24 protein-coding genes and 2 pseudogenes are annotated in these 23795 nt (G+C 70.5%); 12 read left to right on the top strand and 14 right to left on the bottom strand.

Annotation, left to right across the window (positions count from 1 at the left end):
• Positions 1-41: 41 nt before the first annotated feature.
• The 4 genes from QQM39_RS18055 to QQM39_RS18070 all read right to left on the bottom strand — a co-directional run bounded on the left by QQM39_RS18055 (position 42) and on the right by QQM39_RS18070 (position 3341).
• Positions 42-791, bottom strand: a complete 750-nt coding sequence (locus QQM39_RS18055) for a trans-aconitate 2-methyltransferase (RefSeq protein WP_301997905.1) — start codon at positions 789-791, stop codon at positions 42-44.
• The gene (locus QQM39_RS18060; protein ID WP_301997907.1) at positions 788-2101 is read right to left on the bottom strand and encodes an asparagine synthase; all 1314 of its coding nucleotides are present in this window, start codon (positions 2099-2101) and stop codon (positions 788-790) included. Before QQM39_RS18060 ends, QQM39_RS18055 begins: the two co-directional genes overlap by 4 nt.
• Before the next feature lie 604 nt (positions 2102-2705).
• Positions 2706-2834 carry a hypothetical protein gene (locus tag QQM39_RS18065; protein ID WP_301997908.1) on the bottom strand — a complete coding sequence of 43 codons (129 nt, stop codon included), beginning with the start codon at positions 2832-2834 and terminating at the stop codon, positions 2706-2708.
• Between the two features lie 135 nt (positions 2835-2969).
• Positions 2970-3341 (bottom strand): hypothetical protein, encoded by a 372-nt coding sequence (locus QQM39_RS18070; RefSeq protein WP_301997909.1) that lies wholly within the window; start codon positions 3339-3341, stop codon positions 2970-2972.
• Between the two features lie 166 nt (positions 3342-3507).
• On the opposite strand from QQM39_RS18070, the gene QQM39_RS18075 reads away from it, so the two are divergent.
• Both QQM39_RS18075 and QQM39_RS18080 read left to right on the top strand, forming a co-directional pair.
• Positions 3508-4764: a helix-turn-helix transcriptional regulator gene (locus QQM39_RS18075; RefSeq protein ID WP_301997910.1), complete on the top strand. Its 1257-nt coding sequence runs from the start codon at positions 3508-3510 to the stop codon at positions 4762-4764.
• Positions 4765-4778: 14 nt separating this feature from the next.
• A complete protein-coding gene (locus QQM39_RS18080) occupies positions 4779-5144 on the top strand; it encodes a hypothetical protein (protein ID WP_301997911.1) in 366 nt (121 codons plus the stop codon).
• Positions 5145-5302: 158 nt separating this feature from the next.
• On the opposite strand, the gene QQM39_RS18085 is transcribed toward QQM39_RS18080, so the two are convergent.
• Positions 5303-5872 (bottom strand): hypothetical protein, encoded by a 570-nt coding sequence (locus tag QQM39_RS18085; RefSeq protein ID WP_301997913.1) that lies wholly within the window; start codon positions 5870-5872, stop codon positions 5303-5305.
• Positions 5873-6005: 133 nt separating this feature from the next.
• A complete protein-coding gene (locus QQM39_RS18090; RefSeq protein ID WP_301997914.1) occupies positions 6006-7235 on the bottom strand; it encodes a GNAT family N-acetyltransferase in 1230 nt (409 codons plus the stop codon).
• A gap of 403 nt (positions 7236-7638) precedes the next feature.
• Here QQM39_RS18090 and QQM39_RS18095 point away from each other — a divergent pair, with 403 nt between their 5' ends.
• The 5 genes from QQM39_RS18095 to QQM39_RS18115 all read left to right on the top strand — a co-directional run bounded on the left by QQM39_RS18095 (position 7639) and on the right by QQM39_RS18115 (position 12519).
• Positions 7639-8034, top strand: coding sequence for a molybdopterin-binding protein (locus QQM39_RS18095; RefSeq protein ID WP_301997916.1), 396 nt, complete (start codon positions 7639-7641; stop codon positions 8032-8034).
• 487 nt (positions 8035-8521) lie between these two features.
• On the top strand, positions 8522-9361 hold the full coding sequence (gene modA, locus QQM39_RS18100) for a molybdate ABC transporter substrate-binding protein (protein ID WP_301997917.1): 840 nt from the start codon (positions 8522-8524) through the stop codon (positions 9359-9361).
• Between the two features lie 83 nt (positions 9362-9444).
• On the top strand, positions 9445-10254 hold the full coding sequence (gene modB, locus QQM39_RS18105; RefSeq protein WP_302003621.1) for a molybdate ABC transporter permease subunit: 810 nt from the start codon (positions 9445-9447) through the stop codon (positions 10252-10254).
• Positions 10251-11399, top strand: a complete 1149-nt coding sequence (locus QQM39_RS18110; protein WP_301997918.1) for an ABC transporter ATP-binding protein — start codon at positions 10251-10253, stop codon at positions 11397-11399. Before modB ends, QQM39_RS18110 begins: the two co-directional genes overlap by 4 nt.
• Before the next feature lie 550 nt (positions 11400-11949).
• Positions 11950-12519 (top strand): ABATE domain-containing protein, encoded by a 570-nt coding sequence (locus QQM39_RS18115; RefSeq protein ID WP_302003622.1) that lies wholly within the window; start codon positions 11950-11952, stop codon positions 12517-12519.
• Between the two features lie 93 nt (positions 12520-12612).
• Here QQM39_RS18115 and QQM39_RS18120 read toward each other — a convergent pair whose 3' ends face one another.
• On the bottom strand, positions 12613-13035 hold the full coding sequence (locus QQM39_RS18120) for an ATP-binding protein (RefSeq protein ID WP_301997919.1): 423 nt from the start codon (positions 13033-13035) through the stop codon (positions 12613-12615).
• Between the two features lie 216 nt (positions 13036-13251).
• Here QQM39_RS18120 and QQM39_RS18125 point away from each other — a divergent pair, with 216 nt between their 5' ends.
• Genes QQM39_RS18125 through QQM39_RS18140 form a run of 4 tightly spaced genes read left to right on the top strand, consistent with a single transcriptional unit; the run spans position 13252 to position 16849 of the window.
• A complete protein-coding gene (locus QQM39_RS18125) occupies positions 13252-14100 on the top strand; it encodes a helix-turn-helix transcriptional regulator (RefSeq protein ID WP_301997920.1) in 849 nt (282 codons plus the stop codon).
• A gap of 10 nt (positions 14101-14110) precedes the next feature.
• On the top strand, positions 14111-14293 hold the full coding sequence (locus QQM39_RS18130; RefSeq protein ID WP_301997922.1) for a DUF397 domain-containing protein: 183 nt from the start codon (positions 14111-14113) through the stop codon (positions 14291-14293).
• Positions 14294-14336: 43 nt separating this feature from the next.
• The gene (locus QQM39_RS18135; RefSeq protein WP_301997923.1) at positions 14337-14726 is read left to right on the top strand and encodes a hypothetical protein; all 390 of its coding nucleotides are present in this window, start codon (positions 14337-14339) and stop codon (positions 14724-14726) included.
• 50 nt (positions 14727-14776) lie between these two features.
• Positions 14777-16849, top strand: coding sequence for a tetratricopeptide repeat protein (locus tag QQM39_RS18140; protein ID WP_301997925.1), 2073 nt, complete (start codon positions 14777-14779; stop codon positions 16847-16849).
• 24 nt (positions 16850-16873) lie between these two features.
• Here the strand turns inward: QQM39_RS18140 and QQM39_RS18145 are convergent, their stop codons facing one another.
• From QQM39_RS18145 to QQM39_RS18170, 6 genes and pseudogenes are all read right to left on the bottom strand, one after another.
• Entirely contained in the window at positions 16874-18142 is a 1269-nt protein-coding gene (locus tag QQM39_RS18145; protein ID WP_301997927.1) for an ArgE/DapE family deacylase, read from the bottom strand.
• Positions 18143-18260: 118 nt separating this feature from the next.
• Positions 18261-19652: a HAMP domain-containing sensor histidine kinase gene (locus tag QQM39_RS18150; protein WP_302003623.1), complete on the bottom strand. Its 1392-nt coding sequence runs from the start codon at positions 19650-19652 to the stop codon at positions 18261-18263.
• 30 nt (positions 19653-19682) lie between these two features.
• Entirely contained in the window at positions 19683-20405 is a 723-nt protein-coding gene (locus QQM39_RS18155) for a response regulator transcription factor (protein WP_301997928.1), read from the bottom strand.
• A gap of 141 nt (positions 20406-20546) precedes the next feature.
• Positions 20547-21030 (bottom strand): annotated as a pseudogene (locus QQM39_RS18160) (5,10-methylene tetrahydromethanopterin reductase); the annotation flags it as partial.
• A gap of 161 nt (positions 21031-21191) precedes the next feature.
• A pseudogene (locus QQM39_RS18165) lies at positions 21192-21608 on the bottom strand (LLM class flavin-dependent oxidoreductase); the annotation flags it as partial.
• Between the two features lie 72 nt (positions 21609-21680).
• Complete coding sequence (locus QQM39_RS18170) at positions 21681-22274, bottom strand: TIGR03086 family metal-binding protein (protein ID WP_301997930.1); 594 nt, start codon at positions 22272-22274, stop codon at positions 21681-21683.
• A 79-nt stretch (positions 22275-22353) separates the two neighbouring features.
• On the opposite strand from QQM39_RS18170, the gene QQM39_RS18175 reads away from it, so the two are divergent.
• Entirely contained in the window at positions 22354-23208 is an 855-nt protein-coding gene (locus QQM39_RS18175) for a helix-turn-helix domain-containing protein (protein WP_301997932.1), read from the top strand.
• 6 nt (positions 23209-23214) lie between these two features.
• Here QQM39_RS18175 and QQM39_RS18180 read toward each other — a convergent pair whose 3' ends face one another.
• Positions 23215-23703, bottom strand: a complete 489-nt coding sequence (locus QQM39_RS18180; RefSeq protein WP_301997934.1) for a hypothetical protein — start codon at positions 23701-23703, stop codon at positions 23215-23217.
• Between the last annotated feature and the right edge of the window lie 92 nt (positions 23704-23795).

The raw sequence follows: 23795 nt of genomic DNA on the forward strand, positions 1-23795 counted from the left end.
CGTTTCCTTCCCGCCATGCCTCTGCGGCATTGGCCGGAGCCTCACCCCTGATAGCGAGCCACCGTGTAGGCGCCTGGACCCAGGACAGGCAGTGCGCCGGTTTCGTTGACAATCTCAAGGACCTCGAAACCGGCGAGGAGCGCGTGCAGCTCCAGTTCGCGAGGGCCGAGAACACGCCGCCGGATGGCATCGTGGCACTCTTCGCCCGAGTCGAACACCCAGTGCCGACGCATGGTGTTGATCTGTGTCCGCAGGTCCCACTGGTAGCTGATGGTCACTGTGGCGGCCCCGAGGCGGGTCTCTACGCGGGCATGTTGAGGGCTCGGAGACTCGATCGGGGCTACCGGGGAGCACAGGACGAGCAGGGTGCCCGGGTGCGCGTGTGCGGCGAAGGTCTGGAACGCTGCCCGGACGTCAGCGTTGTCGTGCAGGTAGGCGAGAGAGTTGCCCAGACACACCAGTACGTCGGCGGTGTGGCCGAGTCGGACGGTGCGCATGTCCCCGACCCGGAAGTCGAGTTCGGGGCGCGTGCGGCGTGCGTAGTCGACCAGGCCGGGCTGGAGATCGACGCCGATGCAGTCGAAGCGCCGGGCCAGCAGGTCCAGGTCCCTGCCGGTGCCGCAGCCGAAGTCCAGCAGTGTGCGGGCTTGTGGGCAGTGCCGGTCGACGAGTTCCCGGCAGATTCTCGCGCTGTCGCTGTCGGCCTGCACGCTGTCATACAGCGTGGGGTCCCGGTAGAAGAGGTTCGACGCTTCGAGGCGTTCCGCCTCCACGATGTCCAGGCTGCTCATGCAAGGCTCCGGAGTCCGACTTCCAGGGCGAGTGTGTCGCACAGCAGGTCAGGCACCACGGGGGCTCGCTCCGCGTGCTCCCGGGCCTGGGCCAGGGCGACGGGATCAACGTAGCCGAGGTCGACCAGCAATGACTCGCGGAGCATGTCGTCCAGGAGGGGGAGGCCGTAGCTGCGCAGGCCCGACTCCATGACCGCGAGGAAGTTCTCCGGTTCGGTCGGGGCCGCGACGGACTCGGGCAGTCCGGCATGCCGCAGGCGGTCGCGGAACATCGTCTTGCCCTGCTTGTGCTCGTGTGGCAGTTGCTCCATGAAGCGGACGATTCGGGGGTGGACGAGCGGAGCCACCGGCCAGATTCCGAGTCTCAGGTAGGCCGGGTTGTGCAGGCCGAAGGCCATGAGCGCGGGCACCGGGAGCACGGGGATGGGGGCGAGGTTCTCGTCCACCTGGGCCAGGGCCTCGATGGCCTTGTCCCCGAGCCAAGGGATGGGCTCTGCCGCGGGGAGTTCGGCACCCGTACGGGAGTGGCAGGCATTGACCTCATCCCCGCCACCGCCCGTGAAGACCACCTCGCAACCGTGGGCGGCCACGTGCCCGCGCAAGACGTCGAACGCCTCCTGGTAGAAGGCTCCTGCCGGGTTGTGCGGCAATCCGCGCTCCCGTACCCCACCGGGCACGAACGGCGGGTGCTGCATGGCCGGGACGGCGGTGTCCCTCAGTCCCAGGTGATCCACCAGCATGCGACGTCGGTCTTGCTGGAGCCGGCCGATCCGGCCGCCCATGAGCAGGCCGAATGTGCGGACGGAGCCGAAGCCGGCTGCGGCGGTGGAGAGAGTCACGTTGCCCGAGTCGGCCCCGCCGGACACCTCGACGCCGACGCAGCTCGCCGTAGAAAGCCACCCGGCCGCAACCTCGGTCAGCAGCGCATCGAACGCGTCCACCGGGTCAACACCCGGGCGCAGCCTTCGGGGTTCCAGTACGTGCTGGGCGGGCTCGGGGTAGAGGATCGTGAGTCCCTCGGTCGTGAAGACGGCCGTGGCCCGTTCCGTGAGCCGGTACACCCCGTCAAAGAGAGTGTCGGCGCTGTAGCGGTGCCGGCGGGTCAAGGTGCGCGCCATGGCCCGGGGATTGAGTTGGTCAAGTCCCAGGTGAGGCCGTAGGTCGGCCAAGTCCCATGAGCCGTACAGGTCTTCCCCGACCGCCACCAGATACAGCGGCGCGGTGCCGAACACGCCCGCTGAGACCTGAACCTCGTCCGGGCGTAGGAGCAGGGACGCGAAGTCGACCTCCCCGCCCTTGTCCTCCCTCACCAGAGCACAGACGCCGGATCCATCGCCCGGCACAAGCTCGGCTTCCAAGGCAGCCGCGTGAGCGGGTCTGATCCAGCTCTGCCCGCTGACCCACCGGTCTGTGTCCCAGCGCCAGGCTGTGCTCCGGGTGTCGGCCAGCCGCACACGAAACGAAAGCACCTGCTTCCCCCTCGGTCATGGGGCGGTGGAGCAGGGCTCGGCCCTGCTCCACCGCGTTCACGGGCTGGTCAGCTGCAGTGGTCGCCGTTGTTGTCGCCACCGCCGGGCATCTTGTCGAGCAGCACCGCGTCCATGCTGGGGACGCCGGTGATCAGGTCGCCGGTGAACAGTTCGTCTATGTTCATGGCCTTTCCTCTCCTACGGAGTGAATGGACAAGCCCCGCGAAGTGCGGAGCCCTGGACCCGCCCCGGCCGCGGGCAGACCGGCGACCGGGACGGGAGCTCATCGAGGGGACTGCCACGGCGGCAGGGTGCCGCCGGTGACACCGCCTGCTGCGATCCCGCTCTGGCCGCTGGGGAGTTGTTGAGCCCGCCCCGGTGGCGAACCGGGTCTTCCTGAGGGCTCGCGCGGCCAGAGCGGGAGTCAGTGAGTGCCCGTCGAGGGCTAGGACCGGTCGAAGTACCAGAAGGCGCAGCCGACCGGTGCGGTGGAGGCGATGAACAGAGGTGACAGCAGCCACTGGCGCCAGCCATAGGGGCCACGGCGCAAGTTGTTGCGCCAGCTGTTCTTCATTGTTCGCGGTGCCCCTTCTCGGGTTGCCGGACGAAGGGCGGGAGGCCGGGTGGACTGATGAAGAGGCGTCGTGCCCGTTCCTGTTCAGGCCAGGTCGCTCCGGGCGGGCGCATGGGCAGATCGGTGGGGGCTTCGTCAGGCATCGGCTTCGTCCTGTTCCTGCGTCTCGCGGTAGACGTCAGCGAAGCGCCGGGTCAGCAGGCCGACTTCACGCATGTACTGGTAGGCACCGAATTGGGTGGACTCCGCGGTCGGCCGGCGCGTCAGGTCTAGGACCCGGTAACCCTCCCGGAACAGCGCCTGTACGGCCGGGTCCCCGTCGAAACCGAGGTCCTCGGCCATCAGCGCTCTGAGGTGACCAACCAGATCCCGGGTCGTCGCGTCGATCACAGGGCGATCAGGCATCGCCAGCCCGACGGCAAGCGCCGTAGCCACGCTCTCGTCGACCGCCTCCAGGACGATCGGGAGCTGCGCCGCCTCGGACGACATGGCGCTCTGCGTTCCCATGCCCGCACCCCTTCTCCGGTGTCCACAGTTGTCGTGGCTGACAACGTCCAGAAAACCGGAGCGGGTTGGCGCGGACCACGGCATCCATGAGGCAGTCCTGGGACACTCATGGGACAGATCAGCGCCGCCAGGGTAGACACGAACGGGAACGTGGAAAGGGGGCGGCATGGGGCTTGCGGAGCGGCGCAGGGCGCTGGGTTACAGTCAGGAAGAGCTCGCGCACGCCCTCGGCGTCGACCGGCGCACGATCGGCCGCTGGGAGACCCGGACCACCACACCCCAGCCGCCATTACGGCCACAGCTGGCCGAGCTGCTGCACCTCGACCTTGACGAACTCGACGCCCTGGTGGGACAGCCACAAGCAGCCCGTCCGGAGTCGGCAGGGTCGCCGCCTCGCGACCACCACGGCTCAGGGGACCTCGACGACATGATCCGACGCCAGTTCCTGCGCGCCATAGCCGTCACCAGCGCCCTCGTGGCCCTGCCCGCCGACGACAGCGCCGCCCTCACCGACGGAGCCCACCGTGGGACGTCGGAGGACTTCCTGCGCATGAACGGCCACCTGTGGCAGGTGTATCAACTCGCTCGCGCCAAAGGCTCCGTGTACCCGATCGTCCGCGACCAGCTCACCACGCTCAACGACACCCTCGACGGCCAGCCGGCAGCCGAATCCCAGGCCCTGTGCGGCGCGGCCGGCGACCTCTTCCAGCTCGCCGGTGAACTGGCCTTCGACGGCAACCGCTACACCGACGCAGCAGCCTCCTACACACTCGCCGCCTCCGCCAGCAAGGAAGCCAAGTCCTACGACCTCTGGGCATGCGCCCTGGTCCGGCACGCCTACGTCGACCTGTACGAACGGCGTTACGCCGAGGCCGCCACCGCACTCTCGGCGGCTGAGAGGGTGGCGCGGCGAGGAGACAGCTCCCTGTCCACCCGCCACTGGGTCGCCTCCGTCCAGGCCGAGGCGTATGCCGGACTCGGGAACCTGTCCGCCTGCGAGCGCGCCCTGGACGAGGCGGAAAAGGTCACGGACCTGGGCGGCCCATTCCACAACGGCGGCTGGCTCCGCTTCGACGGCTCCCGCCTCGCCGAGGAACGCGGCGCCCGCTACCTCCAACTCGGCCGCCTCGACCTCGCCGAGAAGGCCCTCACCGCTGCTTTGAGCCAGGACATACTCGCCTCCGGGCAATCCTTCCGGCGCCGCGGCGCCGTCCTCACCGACCTCGCCTCCATCGGCGCCAAGCGGCACGACCCGGACCAGGTCCTCACCTACGGCCGCGAGGCCCTGCAGCTCGCCCGAGCGACGTCCTCCGGCTACGTCGCCCGTAAACTCCAGGGGCTACGAACCGACCTCGGCCCCCTCGCCCGCGACGCCCGTGTGGTCGAACTGGGTGCCGAGATCGACGCACTGTGCACGACGTGACGAGAGGGGAAGGCATGTCGCAGATCGAGGGCGCACGCGTGTTCCGCGAGGCGTGGATCACCGGCGTTCGAAAGCACTTCCCCGGCGAACCCAAGCCCGGCTACATCACCCCCTGGGAAGAGACCCCCGAGTGGGAGCGCCAGGCCGCGGGAGCCGTGTACGACCAGGTGCGACAGTTCCTCGACCTCAGCGACCGCCACGCCTCCCGCCTCACCCGCGAACAGAAGAGCCGCTTCGTCGCCACCTGCTGGACCGCCCAGATGTACAAGCACTTCGAGGACCCCAAGCCCGGATACGTCGCCGACTGGCCCGACCTGCCCGACTGGCAGAAGGAAACGGACGCCGACATCTTCGAAGCCATCGAAGCAACTTCGAAGTAACCGCATTCGCATGAGGCTCGCTTGGACGCATTTACAGACCGAAGCCGCAGGAGCCAGGTCGGGGCGCATAGATAACTATGGGAACCACGGAACGCCCTCGGCCAGAGCTGCTGTTGGGCGCATCCGACCGATCGGGTCGGACAGTGACAGTCCAGTTTTTACTCCTCAAAGAAGCTCCGGAAGATCAAGTCAAACTCACACTCGTCAGCAGGAGAATCTTGCGCGATAGCGGATCTGATTGCGCTATCCGTTCGATACTCATCGCAAAAGCTTTGCGCTGCCGTCAGCTTGTCCCCTGAAATCGATTCGGGATAGTAGTCTTCGATCGCACCCCGCTCAAGCACATAGATTTTCTCGTTGCGCAAAGACGAGATAAGCGCACGCTTTGCATCGGAAATATCGCCAGAGGGTGGGTACTTAACGAGAATCGTTCGCAAGTCACGAGTTAGAGCACGAGTAAAGAAATCTTCCACCTTCCTCTGCAGTTCGGGCCACTCGCACTTCCCGTCCATGAAAAGATCACCAAACTGCTTCGCGTCTCTCCAGAGCTCTTTCATAGCAGGAGAATCACGCAATCTACGGGCTTGGTTGTTGGAAATTTCATCAGACTCTGCGCCACTGGTGGAAATATCCTCCCCAACCAACTGCATGAGGCGGCGCTGCTTCTCAAGTGAAGCCGCGCTAGCGCCCAACTTGTTAAATCCCTCTGCGATGGCGTCGAGATCCACAAGGACGGCTACGGACACCCCGAACCGCTCAGCCGTTGACCCTCGGCGTACTCCCGTTGCTTCGTCTCCGGCCTGTTGGTTCGGCCGAACGGGCAGTCGGCGAACGAGACTTGTGCAGGGTCTGCGAGCGCGGTCAGAACCAGTGCAGGCAGTGCGGGGGGCGGTCGGCGCGGAAGAGTGCGTCAGCGAGGGCGGCTGCGCCTGGGCGGTGGGCCCGGATGTGTCCGGCACGCACGAGCGTGCTCGGGGCGGTGCCGCCGAGGTAGATGGAGCCCAGGTCTCTGATGTCCAGGGACAGGTCGGGCTTCCGGTCCGTCGGGACGCAGTCGGCCTTGCTGTCCCGCACGGTCAGCAGGTAGCGGCCGTGTTCGCCGAGGAACGGGTCGTCGACGTCGAGGACGAGCTCGCCGTCCATGAACCAGCCGCGCGCGGTCAGCGCACGCGGGACGTCCAGCAGCCGCACCCAGAGCCAGTCCATGTCGCCGCTCGCCTCGCCGGCGCGGAAGTCCGCGAACTGCCAGCGCAGCGGGTGCCCGGGCGGGACGTGCTGGAACACGACCTGAGAGACCAGGTCGTGTCCGAGTACGAACCGGGCCAGGGCCGTGAAGACGGCGTCGTCGGTGGCGATGGTCTCGTCGACCGTCAGGGTGCCGGACTCGGTCGAGTAGCTGGCGTACCCGTCCGGGACGCCGTCGGCGTCCCGGTGGACGGCGACGTAGCGCGGCGCCGGCGAGATCGGGGGCTGCCCCGCGCGCAAGGCCCACCAGCGGTGCGGCCGGGACAGCGCGCCGGGCTGGGCGCGGCGATACCGGTCGTAGACCTCCTCCAGAATCTCGCCGCACTCGGCCCGGCGCAGCACCTCGACCGAGCCGTCGTCCGAGCCGGTCGCTGGTGCGTCGGCCACGCCGCGCGCCCGGGGAGTGGCGAGGGCGGCCCTGTGGCGCGGCACTGTCAGCCGCGCCGTGTAGGTCGCCGGTCCGTAGCCGAACCTGCCGTAGATCGAGGCCTCAGAGGACAGCAGCACGGAAAGGAACTCCCCGTGGGCCCGCAGCTCGGTGAGCTGATGCCGCATCATCGCGCTGAGCACGCCCTGGCGGCGGTGCGAGGGCAGGACGCCGACGGCGGTCACCCCGGGGGCCGGGACGAGGGTCTCACCGGGCAGGGTGAGCTCGAAGGAGTGCGTGGCGGCGGTGCCGACGGGCCGCCCGTCCGCCGTCAGGGCGAGCAGGCAGCGGTCCATTTCGAGCGCCGACCACCAGAGCCCGCCGCCCTCTATCGGGGTTTCCGGGAAGCGCCCGAACGCGGCATGGACTGTGTCGACGAAGACGTCGAGATCGTTGTCGGTCGTGGGACGGATCTCCATTGCTGCCGCTGCCTCCTCGGGATACCGGCACCACGACTCGTGATGTCTGGCCACAGTGCAGCGTTGCCCCGGGGCCAGGGCAAGCGAATTACGGCCGGGCCCGCGGCCGCATCGACGGCCGCCCCCTGTGGTGGACGCCGATAGTGATGAATGTTCCTCGCCCGCCCCGTCGAAGCCAGTCGATCCGCGAGATCGCCGCCGCGGTCAAGGTGTCGGTCGGCGTAGTGCACAAGACTTTGCACCGTGGGTCAGGGCCCTGGATGGCTTCTTCGCCTTGTCGATCGACGCGGAGCCTTTCCGGACCGGCCGTACTACCGCCTGGTGCGGCCGTGCGCGGTCCCGCACCACCGACGCGGCCTGGCTCGTACGCCCCCCTGCCCACCCCTGACCTATCTTGTCGCCCATGCAGTCATACACGATCGGCCAGGCGGCTCGGCTGCTCGGCGTGAGTCCGGACACCGCGCGGCGATGGGCGGACGCGGGCCGGGTGGCCACCCATCGCGACGAGGGTGGGAAGCGGCTCATCGACGGGAAGGACCTGGCCGCCTTCTCCGTGGAACTCGCCCAGGGCGGGAGCGGTGAGGAGGAGTCCTCCTACACCTCGGTCCGCAACGCGTTCCCCGGCATCGTCACCGCGATCAAGCTCGGTGACGTGGCGGCGCAGGTGGACATCCAGGCCGGACCGCACCGGCTCGTCTCGCTGCTCACCCGGGAGGCTGTGGAGGAGCTGGGGCTGGAGGTCGGGATGGAGGCCACCGCCCGGGTGAAGTCGACGAACGTGCATATCGACCGCGTCTGAACGGGCCGGGTGGTGGCGGCCGTTCCGGCGAGGGCGCCGCTGTCGACGCGGGCGCGCGGCTGGGCGGGCGCGCGGCTGGGCGGGCGCGCGGCTGGGCGGGCGCGCGGCTGGGCGGGCGCGCGGCTGGGCGGGCGCGCGGCTGGGCGGGCGCGCGGCTGGGCGGGCGCGCGGGGAAGTGCTTCCGAGCCGGCGAGCGGGGAGCGGCTGAGTGCTTCCGAGCCGGCGAGCGGGGAGCGGCTGAGTGCTTCCGAGTGGGCCGGCGGCTGAGCTGCCGAGCGTGGGCGGCGAGCCGGGTGGGTGAGGTCGCCGGGTGGGGACGAGTTACCCGGAGGCCGGTCCCGTACAAACGCACATGCCAGGCCAGTCGACACCGAGTCCGGCTCATGCGATGCGACAGGCGACTTTCCCCTCGCACTTGCGGCATTATCATCTGCGTCGTGCACGCCGTGAGGCGTCCGTTCAGGACCAGAGAGGGAGTGGACCCGTGATGACCCGTTCCGTGCGCCGGACCCGTCGGACGCTGCAGGTGGCCGGCGCGGGCGCCGCCGCCCTGCTGGCCCTGAGCGCCTGCTCCTCCTCGGGCAACTCCTCGGGCGACTCCTCGTCGGCCAAGTCGGACTCCACCTCGTCGGCGTCCGCCTCGGGCAAGCTGTCCGGCACGGTGACCGTCTTCGCCGCCGCCTCGCTGAAGGAGAGCTTCACGACGCTGGGCAAGGAGTTCGAGAAGGCCCACCCGGGCACCAAGGTGACCTTCAGCTTCGGCGGCAGTGACGCGCTCGCCGCGAGCATCACGGGCGGCGCCCCGGCGGACGTGTTCGCCTCGGCAAGCCCCCAGACGATGAAGATCGTCACCGACGCCGGTGCCGCCTCCGGCGCGCCCGCCACCTTCGTGCGCAACCAGCTGGAGATCGCCACCCTGCCGGGCAACCCCGACAAGGTCGCCTCACTGAAGGACCTCACCAACTCCGACCTGAAGGTCGTGCTGTGTGACAAGGCGGTGCCGTGCGGCGCCGCCGTCCAGAAGGCCCTGGACGCGAGCAAGCTGAAGCTCACCCCGGTCTCCTACGAGGAGGACGTCAAGGCCGCCCTGAACAAGGTGGTGCTGAAGGAGGCCGACGCCGCGGTCGTCTACAAGACCGATGTGAAGGCCGCGGGTGACAGGGTGGAGGGCGTGGACTTCCCCGAGTCGGCCGACGCCGTCAACGACTACCCGATCACCCTGCTCAAGGACGCGCCGAACGCCGGGGCCGCCCAGGCGTTCATCGCGCTGGTGCGGTCCGCCGAGGGCCAGAAGGTCCTGAACGCGGCCGGGTTCCTCAAGCCGTGACATCCCCGTCCTCCCCCGCTCCGTCCTCCCCGTCCTCCCCGTCCTCCCCGCCCTCCCCGGACAAGGCCGACGCCGCGGACACCCTGACCGGTGGCCCGCGGCGCCGCCGCATCCGCGGGAGCGCCCCGCTGCCGCTCCTCCTGCCCGCGCTGATCGGCCTGGCGTTCCTGGTCCTCCCGCTCGTCGCGCTGCTGATCCGGGCCCCGTGGCGGAGCATGCCGGACCTGCTGACCAGCACGGAGGTGTGGCAGGCCCTGCAGTTGTCGCTGGTCTGCGCGACGGCGGCGACCGCGGTGAGCCTGGTGATCGGGGTGCCGCTGGCCTGGCTGCTGGCCCGGGTCGAGTTTCCCGGGCGGGGGATCGTACGGGCCCTCGTCACCCTGCCCCTGGTGTTGCCCCCGGTGGTCGGGGGTGTGGCCCTGCTGATGGCGCTCGGCCGCAACGGCGTCATCGGAAAGTGGCTGGACGCGTGGTTCGGGATCACCCTGCCCTTCACCACCGCCGGGGTCGTGGTCGCGGAGGCGTTCGTCGCCATGCCCTTCCTCGTGATCAGCGTCGAGGGCACCCTGCGGGCCGCCGACCCCCGCTACGAGGAGGCCGCCACCACCCTGGGCGCCTCCCGCTTCACCGCGTTCCGCCGGGTCACGCTGCCGCTGATCGCGCCCGGCATCGCGGCCGGCGCCGTACTGGCCTGGGCCCGGGCGCTCGGCGAGTTCGGCGCGACCATCACCTTCGCCGGCAACTTCCCCGGGCGTACGCAGACCATGCCGCTCGCCGTGTATCTGGCGTTGCAGAGCGACCCGGAGGCCGCGATCGCCCTCAGCCTCGTCCTGCTGGCCGTGTCCATCGCTGTCCTGGCGGGACTGCGTGATCGCTGGATGACCGCCTCATGACCGACATCGAGAAGAGCACGAAGAGCAGGCAGAGCACGAAGGCCACGCAGAGCACTGGCGGCGCCCCCGTCCCCGCACATGAGGGCACTGACGCCCGCCGTGAGGGACTCGACGCCCGGCTGGTGGTCGAGCGCGGCTCCTTCCGCCTGGACGTGGCGCTGGCCGCGGCCCCCGGTGACGTGGTCGCGCTCCTCGGGCCCAACGGCGCCGGCAAGACCACCGCCCTGCGCGCACTCGCCGGTCTCGTCCCGCTCACCGACGGCCATCTGCGGCTGGACGGCGCGGAGTTGGACCGTACGCCGCCGGAGTCCCGCCCGGTCGGGGTCGTCTTCCAGGACTACCTGCTCTTCCCGCACCTCACCGCACTGGACAACGTGGCCTTCGGGCCGCGCTGCCACGGCGCCGGCAAGGCGGAGGCTCGTGCCCAGGCCGCCGAGTGGCTGGAGCGCATGGGTCTCGCCGACCACGCCGGTGCCAAGCCCCGCCGCCTCTCCGGCGGCCAGGCCCAGCGCGTTGCCCTCGCCCGCGCCCTGGCCACCCACCCCCGTCTGCTCCTCCTCGACGAACCCCTCGCCGCCCTCGACGCCCGTACCCGCCTCGACGTACGCGCCCAACTCCGCCACCACCTGGCCGACTTCGAGGCGGTCGCCGTACTCGTCACGCACGATCCGCTGGACGCCATGGTCCTGGCCGACCACCTCGTCGTCATCGAGGACGGCCGTATCGTCCAGGAGGGCACCCCTGCCGACATCGCCCGCCACCCGCGCACCGACTACATCGCCCACCTGGTCGGCCTCAACCTCTACCGGGGTCAGGCCGAGGGACACATGGTCCGCGTGGACGGCGCCCCCGCGGTCACGATCACGACCACGGAGGCTCTCGCCGGCCCTGCCTTCGTGGCCTTCCCGCCCAGCGCGGTCACCCTCCACCGCGACCGCCCCACCGGCTCCAGCGCCCGCAACCTCTGGCGCTGCGAGGTGGCCGGCCTGGAAACCCACGGCGACCAGCTCCGCGCCGCCCTCACCGGCGAACTCCCCCTGGCCGCCGACCTCACCACGGTCGCCGCCGCCGAACTCGACCTCCGCCCCGGCGCCACGGTCTGGGCGACGGTCAAGGCGGCCCAGACACACGCGTATCCCGCCTGAGGCCGACTTCCGGGCCGGCTGCCCGGTCCTCGCCGTCTCCATCGAGGAGCCCCCCGACGAGACACCGGCCGACCGGGCCCCGGCCGATGAGACGCCCGCCGACGGGACGCCCCCGTCCTGACGGCCGCCATCAGGACGGCCGCCGCCGAGGTCTTCGACGAGTGGGAAGAGCTGCTGGCCGCCTCGCTGCGTGAGCACGGCGCCGAGCCCGAGCAGGCCGGACAGCTCGCGACGCTCATCGTCGCGGCCGTCGAGGGGACCGTGGCCATGTGCCGCGCCCAGCGCAGCACCCAGCCCCTCGACCGGACCGCCGAGCAGTTGCAGGCAATCATCCTCACCACGATCAAGGATTGACCGGGAGGGTCACGGGGCTGATCGGGAGGGTCGTCGGACCGGCTGATCGACGGGGTGCCCTGCCTGGGCGGCCGGTCATCCGCGCGATACGTCCCCTCCGGCGGGCCGTATCGTGAGAGCCGTGAAGGAGACCGCGACCAGGGAGCCCGCCGCCGAGGAGACCGCGACCACGGAGCCCGAGACCGTCGAGCCCCCGCTGCCGCCCGCGCCGGGGGCGGAGCAGTACCCGTCGCTCGCCCTCGTCAACAGCGTCATCGCGGTGCCGGGCGGGCAGTTCGTCGACCTCATCGGCACCCCGGCCGCGGCGAACCGGTGGCTCACCGAGCGTGGCCTCGCTCCGGTCGACGCCGGGATGCGGGACATGTGCGCCGCACAGCTGCGCTCGCTGCGGGAGCAGATCCGGGCGCTGTTCGCCTCGCGGGTCGAGGCGCTGCCCGCCCTCCCCGCCGCCCTCGCCGCCGTGAACGACGCGCTGACCAGGGTTCCGACGGCCCCGCTCCTCCAGTGGGACGAGAAGAACGGCCCCTACCGCGCGGCCCCGCACCCCACCACCGAGATCGTCGACCACGCCCTGGCGACCCTCGCCGCCGACGCCGCCGACCTGCTCACCTCCCCCGACGCGGAACGTCTCACGGCCTGCGGATCCCCGCCCTGCAACCGCTATCTGCTCCGGCACGGCCGCCGCCACTGGTGCTGCACGCGCTGCGGGGACCGGGCCAGGGCGGCTCGGGCGTACGCCCGGCGGACGCGGTCGGCGGCCGACTGATGGTCTGCTGAAGGCGCCGGACGCGGAGCGGCTGGGCCGGCAGCGGTCGTCCTCATGGGACTTCATACGGGCGGGCGCAGGCTCAGAACCCTTTCAGTACACGGGTGCGGGCGCCTTCACAGCGAGGTCGAACCATACGGCTTTCCCGTACGGCATGGCGGGGCCGTGCCCCCATTGGCCATGGGTGAGTGCGTCCACGAGATACAGCCCGCGCCCACCCGTCTCCCACGCGTCGGGGGCCAGTTCCTTGGCCACCGGCGGACTTTCGTCCCGGTCGTACACGACAACCCGCACCCGTCCGCCCTCCACCCCGAGCCACAGCGCGGCCCCGTCACCGCCCTTGGCGCGCACACAGGCGTTCGTGACGAGTTCGGAGGTGCAGAGGGTGGCGTCGTCGACGACTTCGGCGTCGAGTCGCAGTTCGCGGAGGACGGTGGCGACGAAGTCGCGGGCGATGCGGGGGGGGAGGTTTCGAGGGGTGGGCAGACGAGGGTGTACGAGGGCATGGAGGATCAACTCCGGTGAAGTGAGGGTTGGTTGCCGAACCCGGCCGCGTTGCTGTCCGGCGCCCCGGGTGTCGACGGGCCGGGGTGGCACTTCCAACGAGCTGCGGGCGTACGTGATTTGCGGATGCGTGACCAGGCAGGCACGCTCCGTGAGGTACGTTGCGACAGTAGCGGCAATCGTTGAGGCGCCTCAACGTTTCCCGGAAATCGTCACCAGGAGGACTGAATGCCAGCGAAACCCAACCCCACGGCCCGTCAGGTGCGGTTGGGAGCGGAGATGCGCAAGTTACGTGAGGCCGGGGGCGTATCGAACCGCCAGGCTGCCGAGTTCCTGAACACCAGCCCGACGCAGATCAGTCACATCGAGGCGGGGCGGTTCGGGATCAGCGAAGAGCGGCTGCGCAGCATGGCCGGGTTCTACGCCTGCGACGATGCAAAACTCGTCGACGCGCTTGTCGAGATGGCCAAGTGGTCCCCTGACAAGGGATGGTGGGAGGAGTACCGCGGGGTCATCCGCCCCCGGGCCCTCGACCTCGCCGAGTTGGAGCACCACGCGTCCTGCATCCGCACGTTCCAGGTCGTGCACATCCCGGGGGTTCTTCAGGCCGAGGAGTACGTCCACGCGGCCTCGATGTTCGTCGAGCCGAACCGTCCGGAGAGCGAGCATGAGGCACGCGTCTCGTTCCGGATGCGACGCCAGGAAGTACTCGAGTCGGGAATGCCGTATGACGCGATCATTCACGAAGCCGCTCTGCGCATGCGTGTCGGCGGCCCCAAGGTCGCCCGGGCTCAACTCGAACATCTCCTTCGAGCGTCCGAGCGGACGAACGTCACGATTCGCGTGATCCCGTTCGCGGCCGACGGTTTCGCAGGGGCGGGCTTCGCCATGCAGTACCTCGGCGGAGCCGTCCCACAACTCGACACCGTGCAGATCGACACACCGCACGGGGCCGAGTTCATCGATGCCACCGCTCAACTGAACCGCTACCGAGCTCTCCTCGAACGCGTGGACAGCACCGCTCTCCCGCAGGATGCTTCACTTGACCTCATCCGAAGAATCGCCCAGGAACTGTGAAAGGCCACCCGTGTCTGAAGCCCTCCATTGGCAGAAGTCGTCGTTCTCGGCAGGGCCCGAGGACACGGACTGCCTGGAGATAGCCGCCACCCCCACCACCCTCCACCTCCGCGAAAGCGACGAGCCCACCGCAATCCTCACCCCCACTCCCACCGCCCTCCACGCCCTGCTCAGCACCCTGAAGGCAGATTGAGGAAAACGTCGGTTTGATCTTGCCGGTAGGCCAACATGTCCTCATGACCGGCTGGCAGAAGGCTCTTTGGTGGACATTGACCGCGGTGGGCGCCGTCGCGGCGGTCGTGCTGCTGGTGTGGGTGGCGACGGCGGATCTGGAACGGTCGAGTCAGGCCGCGGGCGTGATCGGCTCGGTGGCCGGGATCGCGGCGTTGGGGGTCGGGCTGTGGCAGCTCAGGGTCGGGGCGGCGAGCGCGCCCTCTCCTGTGGAGCCGGTGCAGGCTGAGGCCGGCTCGAACGCGGCCCGCGGCACCATTCGCAACGCTCAGGCGCGGGATACGACGCCGGGCGCGGGCACATCGCCGACCGGCGGACCGGGGATCCGGGCGACCGGCGGATCGAACGCGGCTGGTGGGGACATCGACGGGTCGACGGCGCAGCACGGTCAGTGATGAGGAAACGCAAGCAGCAGCCCGGCAGAGACGTGTCGAGCGAACCGGCCATGGCCGCAGGGGTGTCGGCCTCCTCGGGCTCCAACGCGGCCGGGCGCGATGTCGTGAACTCCGTTGCGGTGCATGCCGAGCAGGCGCTGCCCGCGGAGGCGTACGGTCCGATCCCGGAAGACGCCGTGGCCGATGGGGTGTCGAACATCCCCCTGACCGAGCTGTTCGTCGGCCGGGACTCGGCGCTTGATCAGCTGGACGCCACACTCGCCGCTCCGGGCGGGGTGGTGCTGCGGGCGGTGAGCGGCCTGGGCGGGGTGGGCAAGTCAACACTGGCCGCCCGCTGGGCCGCGCACCGGGCGACGGCTCGGTTGCGGTGGTGGATCACCGCCGACAGCCCGGCCGCCGTGGACGCCGGGCTGGCTGAACTGGCGTGCGCGCTGCAGCCGGGGCTGGCCGGGTTGCCGGTGGAGTTGCAGAAGGAGCGGGCGTTGGCGTGGCTGGCCGGTCACGGGGACTGGCTGCTGGTGCTGGACAACGTCGACCATCCCGACCACATCGGCCCGCTGCTGGACCGGGTCCCCGATCGAGGGCGCATCCTGGTCACGACGCGCCGGGCGACGGGTTGGCACCGGTTGACGACCACGCTCCGCCTGGACGTGTTCGATCCGGACGAGTCGGTCGAGCTGTTCACCCGCATTCTCACCCACGACGGGCCGCGGGAGACCAGTGGCGCACGTGAAGTGTGCGACGAGCTCGGGCACTTGGCACTCGCCGTGGAGCAGGCCGCCGCGTTCTGTCACGAGAGTGGCACGACGCCGCGCGCCTACCTGGACATGCTGCGCCAATGGCCGGCCGACACGTACGCGCTCGGTCCCTCGGGTACGGACGCCGGGCGGACGGTGGCACGGATCTGGCGCATCACCCTGGACCGCCTTGCGGACATGCCCCTCGCAGGGCAGGTGCTGCGGATCCTGGCCTGGTACGCCCCCGACCACATCCCGCGCGCCCTGCTCGACGGCCTTGCCCCACCACCCGTCCTCGCCGCGGCGGTTGGGCGGCTGGCCGCGTACAGCATGATCGCGGAGAACGCCGACGGCACCCTCTCAGTCCACCGGCTCGTGCAGGCCCTTGCCCGCACTCCGCAGGACGACGATCCCCACCGGCAGGATGCCGACATCGCCCATGGCCGCCACGAGGCCACCAGCCGTCTCCGTAACGCGTTCCCCGCCGATGCGGAATTGCCGCAGCACTGGCCCCAGTGCCAGCAGCTACTTCCGCACGTCGATGCCCTGGCCAAGCACATCACGCCCGAGCAGGACACGCTCGACATGTCGCATCTGCTGGACGCGGCCGCCACGTTCCGAAGGGACCAAGGCGCACTACAGTTCGCCCTCGCGTACTTCCTCCGGGCTCATGCCATCGACCAGCGTGTACTTGGTGAGGACCACCCCAATACGCTGATCTCCCGGAACAACCTGGCGGGCGCGTACGAGTCCGCGGGGGATCTCGCCCGAGCCATCGCACTGTACGAGCAGAACGTCGCCGACCGGCTCCGGCTGCTCGGTGAGGACCACCCCAAAACACTGCTGTCCCAAAACAACCTGGCGGGCGCGTACGCTGCAGCGGACGATCTGACGCGAGCCATCCCACTGTACGAGCAGAACCTCGCCGACCGGCTCCGACTGCTCGGTGAGGACCACCCCGACACTCTGACCTCCCGGAACAACCTGGCATACGCGTACGAATCGGCGGGGGATCTGGCCCGATCATTCCCGCTGTACGAGCAGAACCTCGGCGACATCGTCCGGGTACTCGGTAAAAACCACCCCCACACGCTGGCCTGCCGGAACAACCTGGCGGGCGCGTACCAGTCGGCGGGGGATCTCGCCCGAGCCATCCCACTGTACGAGCAGAACCTCGCCGACCGGCTCCGACTGCTCGGTGAGGACCACCCCAGCACGCTGATCTCCCGGAACAACCTGGCATACGCGTACAGCTCGGCGGGAGACCTGGCACGAGCCATCCCGCTGTACGAGCAGGCCCTCGCCGATTGCGAACGCGTTCTCGGACAGGAGCACCCCATGACGAAAACGGTGCGTGCGAACCTGCACGCGGCACGCAGCGTGTAGTGGCCGACCAGCAATCCCCTTCGCCTACTTCGTCCCCACCGTCCGCAACACCGTCACCGCCAACGTCCGCGCCACCTCGACCACTTCGGCGATCGACACCAGCTCCCGCTCACTGTGCGCCACCCGAATGTCCCCCGGCCCGAACTGCAACGTCGGTATCCCCGCCCCGGCATACAACCGCAGATCACTCCCGTACGGCGCCCCGCACTCCCGCAACCCGCCCCCACCGCCCACGACATCGGCCCGGGCACCCCGTATCACCTCCGGCAACGGATGCCCCTCCGGCAGCCGCCCGCTCGCGAACTGCCCGCCCGGCCAGCTCACGACCGCCGGATGCTCACGCAACCAGGGATCACCAGCGCACGCCTCCGCCACGCACCGCTCAAAAGCACCCCGCGCCTCCGCCGGTTCCTCCCCCAACCGCACCCCCAACCGCCCCTCGGCGACCAGCAGATCGGGCACGCTGCTCGCCCAGTCCCCGGCGCGCACGGTGCCCACCGACAGGGCGTACGGGATCGGATGCTCGGCCATCAGGGGATGCACGTCCCGGTTCCGCTCGGCCTCCAGCCGAGCCAGCGCCCGGTGCAACGGCACATACGCATCGATCGCGCTCACCCCCTGATCCCGCGAACTGCCGTGCGCCGCCTTACCGGGCACAGCGAGACGGAAGGTCAACGCCCCGGCGTTCGCGGTGACGAGCGCGCCACCCGTCGGCTCGGTGATGACGCAGACGTCCCCCCGGTGGCCGCGCCGCAGCGTGCCGAACGCACCGAGCCCACCGTCCTCCTCCCCCACCACGAAGTGCACACCCACCCGCCCACGCAACCGCACCCCGGCGGCCCGTATCGCCCCGAGCGCGGCGAGGTGGGCCACCAGTCCGGCCTTCATGTCACAGGCCCCGCGGCCGTGTACGACGTCCCCGACCACCCTCGGCACGAACGGATCCCCGGCCCACGCCGCCAGATCCCCGGGCGGGACGACATCAACATGCCCCTGCATGACAAATGTGGGCCCGTCTCCCCCAGCCTCCGTCACCCCGACCAGCCCCCACGCCTCCTCCCGCTCCGCCTCCGCCCCCGGGAAGTCGGGATGCGCGCGCAACGCGTCCAGGTCCATGGACCACAGGTCGACATCCAGCCCGAGCCGCTCCAGCCGCCCCGCCAGCAGATGCTGAAGCTCCGACTCGGCCGCGCTCCCGGTCACGCTCGGCACCGCGATCAACTCCGGCAGTGTCCGCCCGATCCCGGCCTCGTCGATCTCCGCCAGGACGGCGCTCTCCACGTCGTTCAGCACGATGACGTTCCTCCCCTCGCCCACCGGGCACGGCTCACGGCCGCCCCGAAGAGATACTGGCCCATCCCCGGCGGGAATCGAGAGGGAAGCCGCTCAGCCGCTCAGCCGGCGCAGCCGCTCAGGCCGAACCCCCCACCGTGAACCCGATCACCGCCCCGCCCCCGTCCCGCCGGAAGGCGAACGGCGCTCCCCCGTGCGACAGCGCCACCTCCCGCACGATCGACAGCCCCAGCCCCGAACCGGGCAGCGACCGCGCGTCGGCGGCACGGTAGAAGCGGTCGAAGACCCGGATCAGGTCGTCCTCGGCGATACCCGGCCCCCGGTCGAGGACCTCGACGCGCACGGTCCCGGGACGGGCGGGCCCGGCGACGTTGATCTCGATCGGCGCGAAGCCGTCGCGGTCGAACTTCGCCGCGTTCTCGACGAGGTTGGTCACCGCCCGCTGGAGCAGCCCCGGCCGCCCGTCCGTCGTCGTCTCGCCGCTCGCGCGGACCACGATCCGCCGCCCCGTACGCCGCCGGGCGAGCCCCGCGACCTCTTCGGCGATGTCGGCGAGGTCCACCCGCTGGACCGGCTCGGTGTCGGACTGCCCGGCCGCCAGGTCGACCAACTCGTTGACCAGGTCGGTGAGTTCGCGCGCCTCCTGGCCCAGGTCGGCCACCAGCTCGTCACGGGTGGCGGGCGGCAGCTCGTCGATGCGGCGCAGCAGGGAGATGTTCGTCCGCAGGGAGGTGAGCGGCGTACGCAGCTCGTGGCCCGCGTCCTGCACCAGTCGCCGCTGGTCCTCCTCCGACTGGGCCAGCCGGCCCAGCATGCGGTCGAAGGCGCGGCCCAGGCGGCCCACCTCGTCGTATCCCGTGACCGGCACCTGGATGCCGAGCCGCCGGGTGCGGGCGACGTCCTCGGCGGCAGCGGTGAGGACGACCAGGCGGCGCGTGATGCGCCGGGCCAGCCACCAGCCGAAGAGTCCCGCGAGCGTGACCACCGCCGCCATCAGCAGCAACGTCCGCTGCTGCAGCGCCCGCAGCAGATCCTCCGTGTCACTGAACTCCTGGGCCACCTGCACCGCGCCCCGCCCGCCGCCCAGCGCGACGGTCGCGACGCGGTAGACGTCGCTGCCGACGCGTGTGTCCTTGTACTGGACCATCCGCCCGGCCGTCGCGTCCGCCGCGATCCGCCGGTCGGCGGCCGTCACCGGCAGCCCCGGCCGGCCCGGGTCGACGACCGCGCCGTCCGAGCCCAGCACCTGCACATCGGTCCGGGCGGGCCGTACGAGATCGTGGCCGGGCGCGGAGGACGAGAAGTCCTCCGGAGTCATCGGCCGCTCCCGCACCTCGCCCCGAAGATCCTGCACGACCTCGTCGAACACCGACTCCTGGTCCACCCGCACCAGCCGGGCGGCGGCGGTGTACGAAAGCAGCCCGACCAGGACGGTGACGACGGCGGTCACGGCCGCGAAGGACACGGCGAAGGTCGTGCCGAGCCCGCTTCTGCGCCGCCCCGTCAGCAGCCGCCCGAGCCGACGGCGGGCCCGGCCCACTCAGTCCTCCCGCAGCACGTAACCCACCCCGCGCACCGTGTGGATCAGCTGCGGCATACCCGGATCGTCGAGCTTGCGGCGCAGGTAGCCGACGTAGACGGCGAGGTTCTTGGAGCCGGGGCCGAAGTCGTAGCCCCAGATACGGTCGTAGATGGTGGAGTGGTCCAGGACGATGCCGGCGTTGCGGACCAGCAGCTCCAGCAGCTCGAACTCGGTCCGCGTCAGCTCCAGCTCCCGCGCGCCCCGCCACGCCCGCCGCGCCTGCGGGTCCATCCGCAGCCCGGCCGCCTCGATCAGCCGGCCGGACGTTGTCTCGGGGGTCTGCTTCGGTACGTCGACGGGGGCGCCGTTCGCCTCGCTGGTGCGGCGCAGCAGGGCGCGCAGCCGGGCGAAGACCTCCTCGACGTCGAAGGGCTTCACGACGTAGTCGTCGGCGCCCGCGTCCAGGCCGGCGATGCGGTCCTGGGTCTCCACGAGCGCGGTCAGCATCAGAATCGGGGTGCGGTCGCCCTCGGCGCGCAGCACCCGGCACACCTGCAGCCCGTCTATGCCGGGCATCATCACGTCCAGCACGAGCACGTCCGGCGGCGTGCGATGGGCCTGCGCCAGCGCCTCGACTCCGTCGGCGACCGCGGTGACCTGGTAACCCTCCAGGGTCAGCGCGCGCTCCAGGGCGTTGCGGATGGCGCGGTCGTCTTCGGCGAGGAGAACAGTGTGGGGCACGGGTTCAGTGTGCCAAGGCCTCCGGCGGTTGAGCCGTGATGGGGCACTTATGATCACCCTTCTTACTGGGCTCTCACCCTCACACGGCCGCCCCTGGGGGCTCCGCCCCCAGACCCCCGTTCGGCCTGAACGGCCTCGTCCTCAATCGCCGGACGGGCTGGAAAGCGCCGCGTGCGTGGGCGCCTCCGGCACCTCCGCCGGCCGCCCGGACGCGAACTCCTTACGCAGCACCGGTGCGACCTCCTCCCCGAGCATGTCGATCTGCTCCAGGACGGTCTTCAGCGGCAGCCCGGCGTGGTCGACGAGGAACAGCTGGCGCTGGTAGTCGCCCGCGTACTCGCGGAAGGTCAGGGTCTTCTCGATGACCTGCTCCGGCGTCCCGACGGTCAGCCGCGTCTGGGCGGTGAAGTCCTCCAACGACGGCCCGTGCCCGTACACCGGCGCGACGTCGAAGTACGGCCGGAACTCGCGCACCGCGTCCTGGGAGTTGCGGCGCATGAAAACGGGCACGTCCCGGCCGACTACTGTCTGCCGGGACGTGCCCGTCCTGATGTGCGCTGAAGGGTCCGGTACAGCTCGACCCTTGGGCGCCTTCCCCCTTCTGCGGGGGCCAGAAGATGTTGTTTTGACCTCCTCCTCTCGCCGGAGCGAGAGGATTCCAGCCCGAGGGCTGAGGTTCACGAGCGCTCGACCGCTGACGCGGTGTCACCCCTCCGGCAGGCCCTGCCGCGACGCTCCGAGCGGAGCAAAGGCACACCATCACAACTCCACGTCACCAGATCATCGCAATGCATAGTTCTCGATGGCGAGGTTGATGCCCTGCCGGATGTCCTGGCCGAACCACGGGTAGACCGGGCCGGTGTTGCCGCGCCCCATCATCAGGTCGACCCGGCCGTCGGCCAGGTGCTGGAGCATCGCGAAGTCCTCGGCGATCTTCACCGGGTCGTTGGTGGTGATGAGGGTGGTGGCGGTGGAGAGGATCAGCCGCTCGGTCCGCGCCGCGAGGTAGCCGAGCATCGTCGTCGGCGACGACGGCACGAACGGCGGGTTGTGGTGCTCGCCGGTCGCGAAGACGTCGAGCCCCACCTCCTCGGCCTTCAGCGCGATGGCGACCATGGCCTTGATGCGGTCGCGCTCGGTCGGTGTACGGCCCGTGGTGGGGTCCGGCGTGACGTTGCCGACGCTGGAGATCCCGAACTGCATGGTCGCTCACCCTCCAGGTTGTTTACGGTTCAACCATAACCGCGTGCCCGGAGAACGACGACCCGCCGAGGCCTATTCCCAGCGCGGATCCCGCCCGGTCCGCGCCAGCAGCCGCTCGAACGCCGAGGCACCCTCCGCCTCCGGCACCGGCTCCCCGAACACCCCCATCTTCCTGGCCGTAGGCGCCAGCTCGTCCACCGCGCCGGCCAGCTCCGCCACGACCGCTTCATCGGCACCCGGGTAGTCCTGGCCCGTCGCCCGCGCCAGGTCCCACACATGCACGGTCAGATCGAGCAGCGCCATCGAGCCGACCAGCCGCGCGGGCATGTCCATCGCCCCGGTGGTGCCCTCCTCGGCGCCGGGCACCGACCAGGCCGCCACCAGCCGGTCCGCCTCGGCCACGAGCCGCTCCCGCCAGTCCGGCCCCTCGGCCACCCGGTCGGGCGTGCTCTCCCCGAACTGCGACGCCTCCTTCGCGGCCAGCCGCTGGAACTGCACGATCACCTGGAACAGGTGATTGACCAGTCCCTTCACGTCGTACTCCGTGCAGGGCGTGGGAGCGCCGAGGGCCGGGTCCGGGACCCCCCGGACCACCGGAACCGCCCGCTCGCGCGCCATGGCCAGCAGCTCACCGATGCCGTATGTCTTCGCCTCGTTCGTGTCCATGCCTCGACCGTAGGAAAACCGCCCCTCGCCCTTCTTGAAGAAACGCGACGCCCGCCGAAACCCGACGTACGATCCGGCCATGGAGGCACCCCGCCACGACACCCGCGGGATCGTCGACCCGTCCGGCCTGCTGACCCGCGTACGGTTCCGCCGCCACGAGCCCGCCGAGCCGTTGCGCCGGTACGTCGAGTGGTACTGGCTGATCGACTGGGACCTGCCCACGCCCTACGCCTCCCACATCGTTCCGCACCCGGCCGTCAACCTCACCTTCCAGTGGGACGAGGATGAGGGCCCGCCGTGCGGCGAGGTCACGGGGGTCGCGCTCGGTCTGTACACCCGGAAGCTGACCGGACAGGGCCGGGTCTGCGGGGTGAAGTTCCGGCCCGGCGGATTCCGGCCGTACACCCCCGAGGCATCGGTGTCCCGGTGGACGGGCCGCGCGCTGCCCGCCCAGGAGGTGTTCCCGCAGGCGACGGGCGACGCCGCCCACGCGATCGTCACCCCCGCCGACGACCACGCCCGGGTCGCCGCCCTCGACGCCTTCCTCCACGCCCTCCCCTGCACCCCGGACCCGCAGGCCGACCTCGCCACGGCCCTCGTCCGGCACATCCGCGCCGACCGCACGGTCCGCCGCGTCGGCGACTTCGCCCGGGCGCAGGGCCTGTCGGTGCGGGCGCTGCAACGGCTCTTCGCCATGTACGTCGGCGTGAGTCCCAAGTGGGTGATCCTGCGCTACCGCATCCACGAGGCCCTGGAACACGCCGGCACCCGCACCGACGTCGACTGGGCCACCCTCGCCACCGAACTCGGCTACGCCGACCAGGCCCATCTGGTACGGGACTTCACGGCGACAGTGGGGGTGCCGCCGACGGCGTACGCCGCGGAGGCGGGGGCCGGGGAGGCGAGGGCCGGGGAGGCGAGGGCCGGGGGTTAGGGGGCGTCAGAAGTAGTAGGCGTCCCCCGTGTCCAGCACCAGCACCCGCTGCTGGTCCGTCCCGCGGTGGCCGTCCGCCGCCCCACCCCGCCGCACCGTGCCGAACTCCAGCAGCACCTCCGACGGCGCGCCCCGCAGCGCCACCCGCAGACCGATCTGCTTCCCCGCCCGGGCGGCGTCCAGCGCCCCGACCCGGCACATCACCATCCGCTCCCCCGCCCGCCCACACCCCTCCGGCAACGCCTGCCGCTCCGCCAACGGCTCCGACCAGCGCAGCCGTACCGCCGAGGCCGGCAGGGCGCTCGGCCCGTGATTGTGCGGCGTGAACCGTACGTCGACCCGGCCGCCGGACAGGACGGCGGAACCGTGATAGGCGAGCCCGGCCTCAGGACGGCCCCCCGCCCCGGCATCCACAGCCACGGCATACGGCGCCACCCCACCGACCGCGGCCACGACGGCCGCACCGCACACCCCAGCAACCCGCATCCGCCGCATACCGTCGCTCCTCACTCCACCGTGGTCGACGGATGTATCCCACGTGGGGCGGCCGGCAGGCGCCGTCCAACAGGTGACGCGAGCCGTCACGA

The organism is Streptomyces sp. DT2A-34, assembly GCF_030499515.1.
GTDB lineage: Bacteria > Actinomycetota > Actinomycetes > Streptomycetales > Streptomycetaceae > Streptomyces.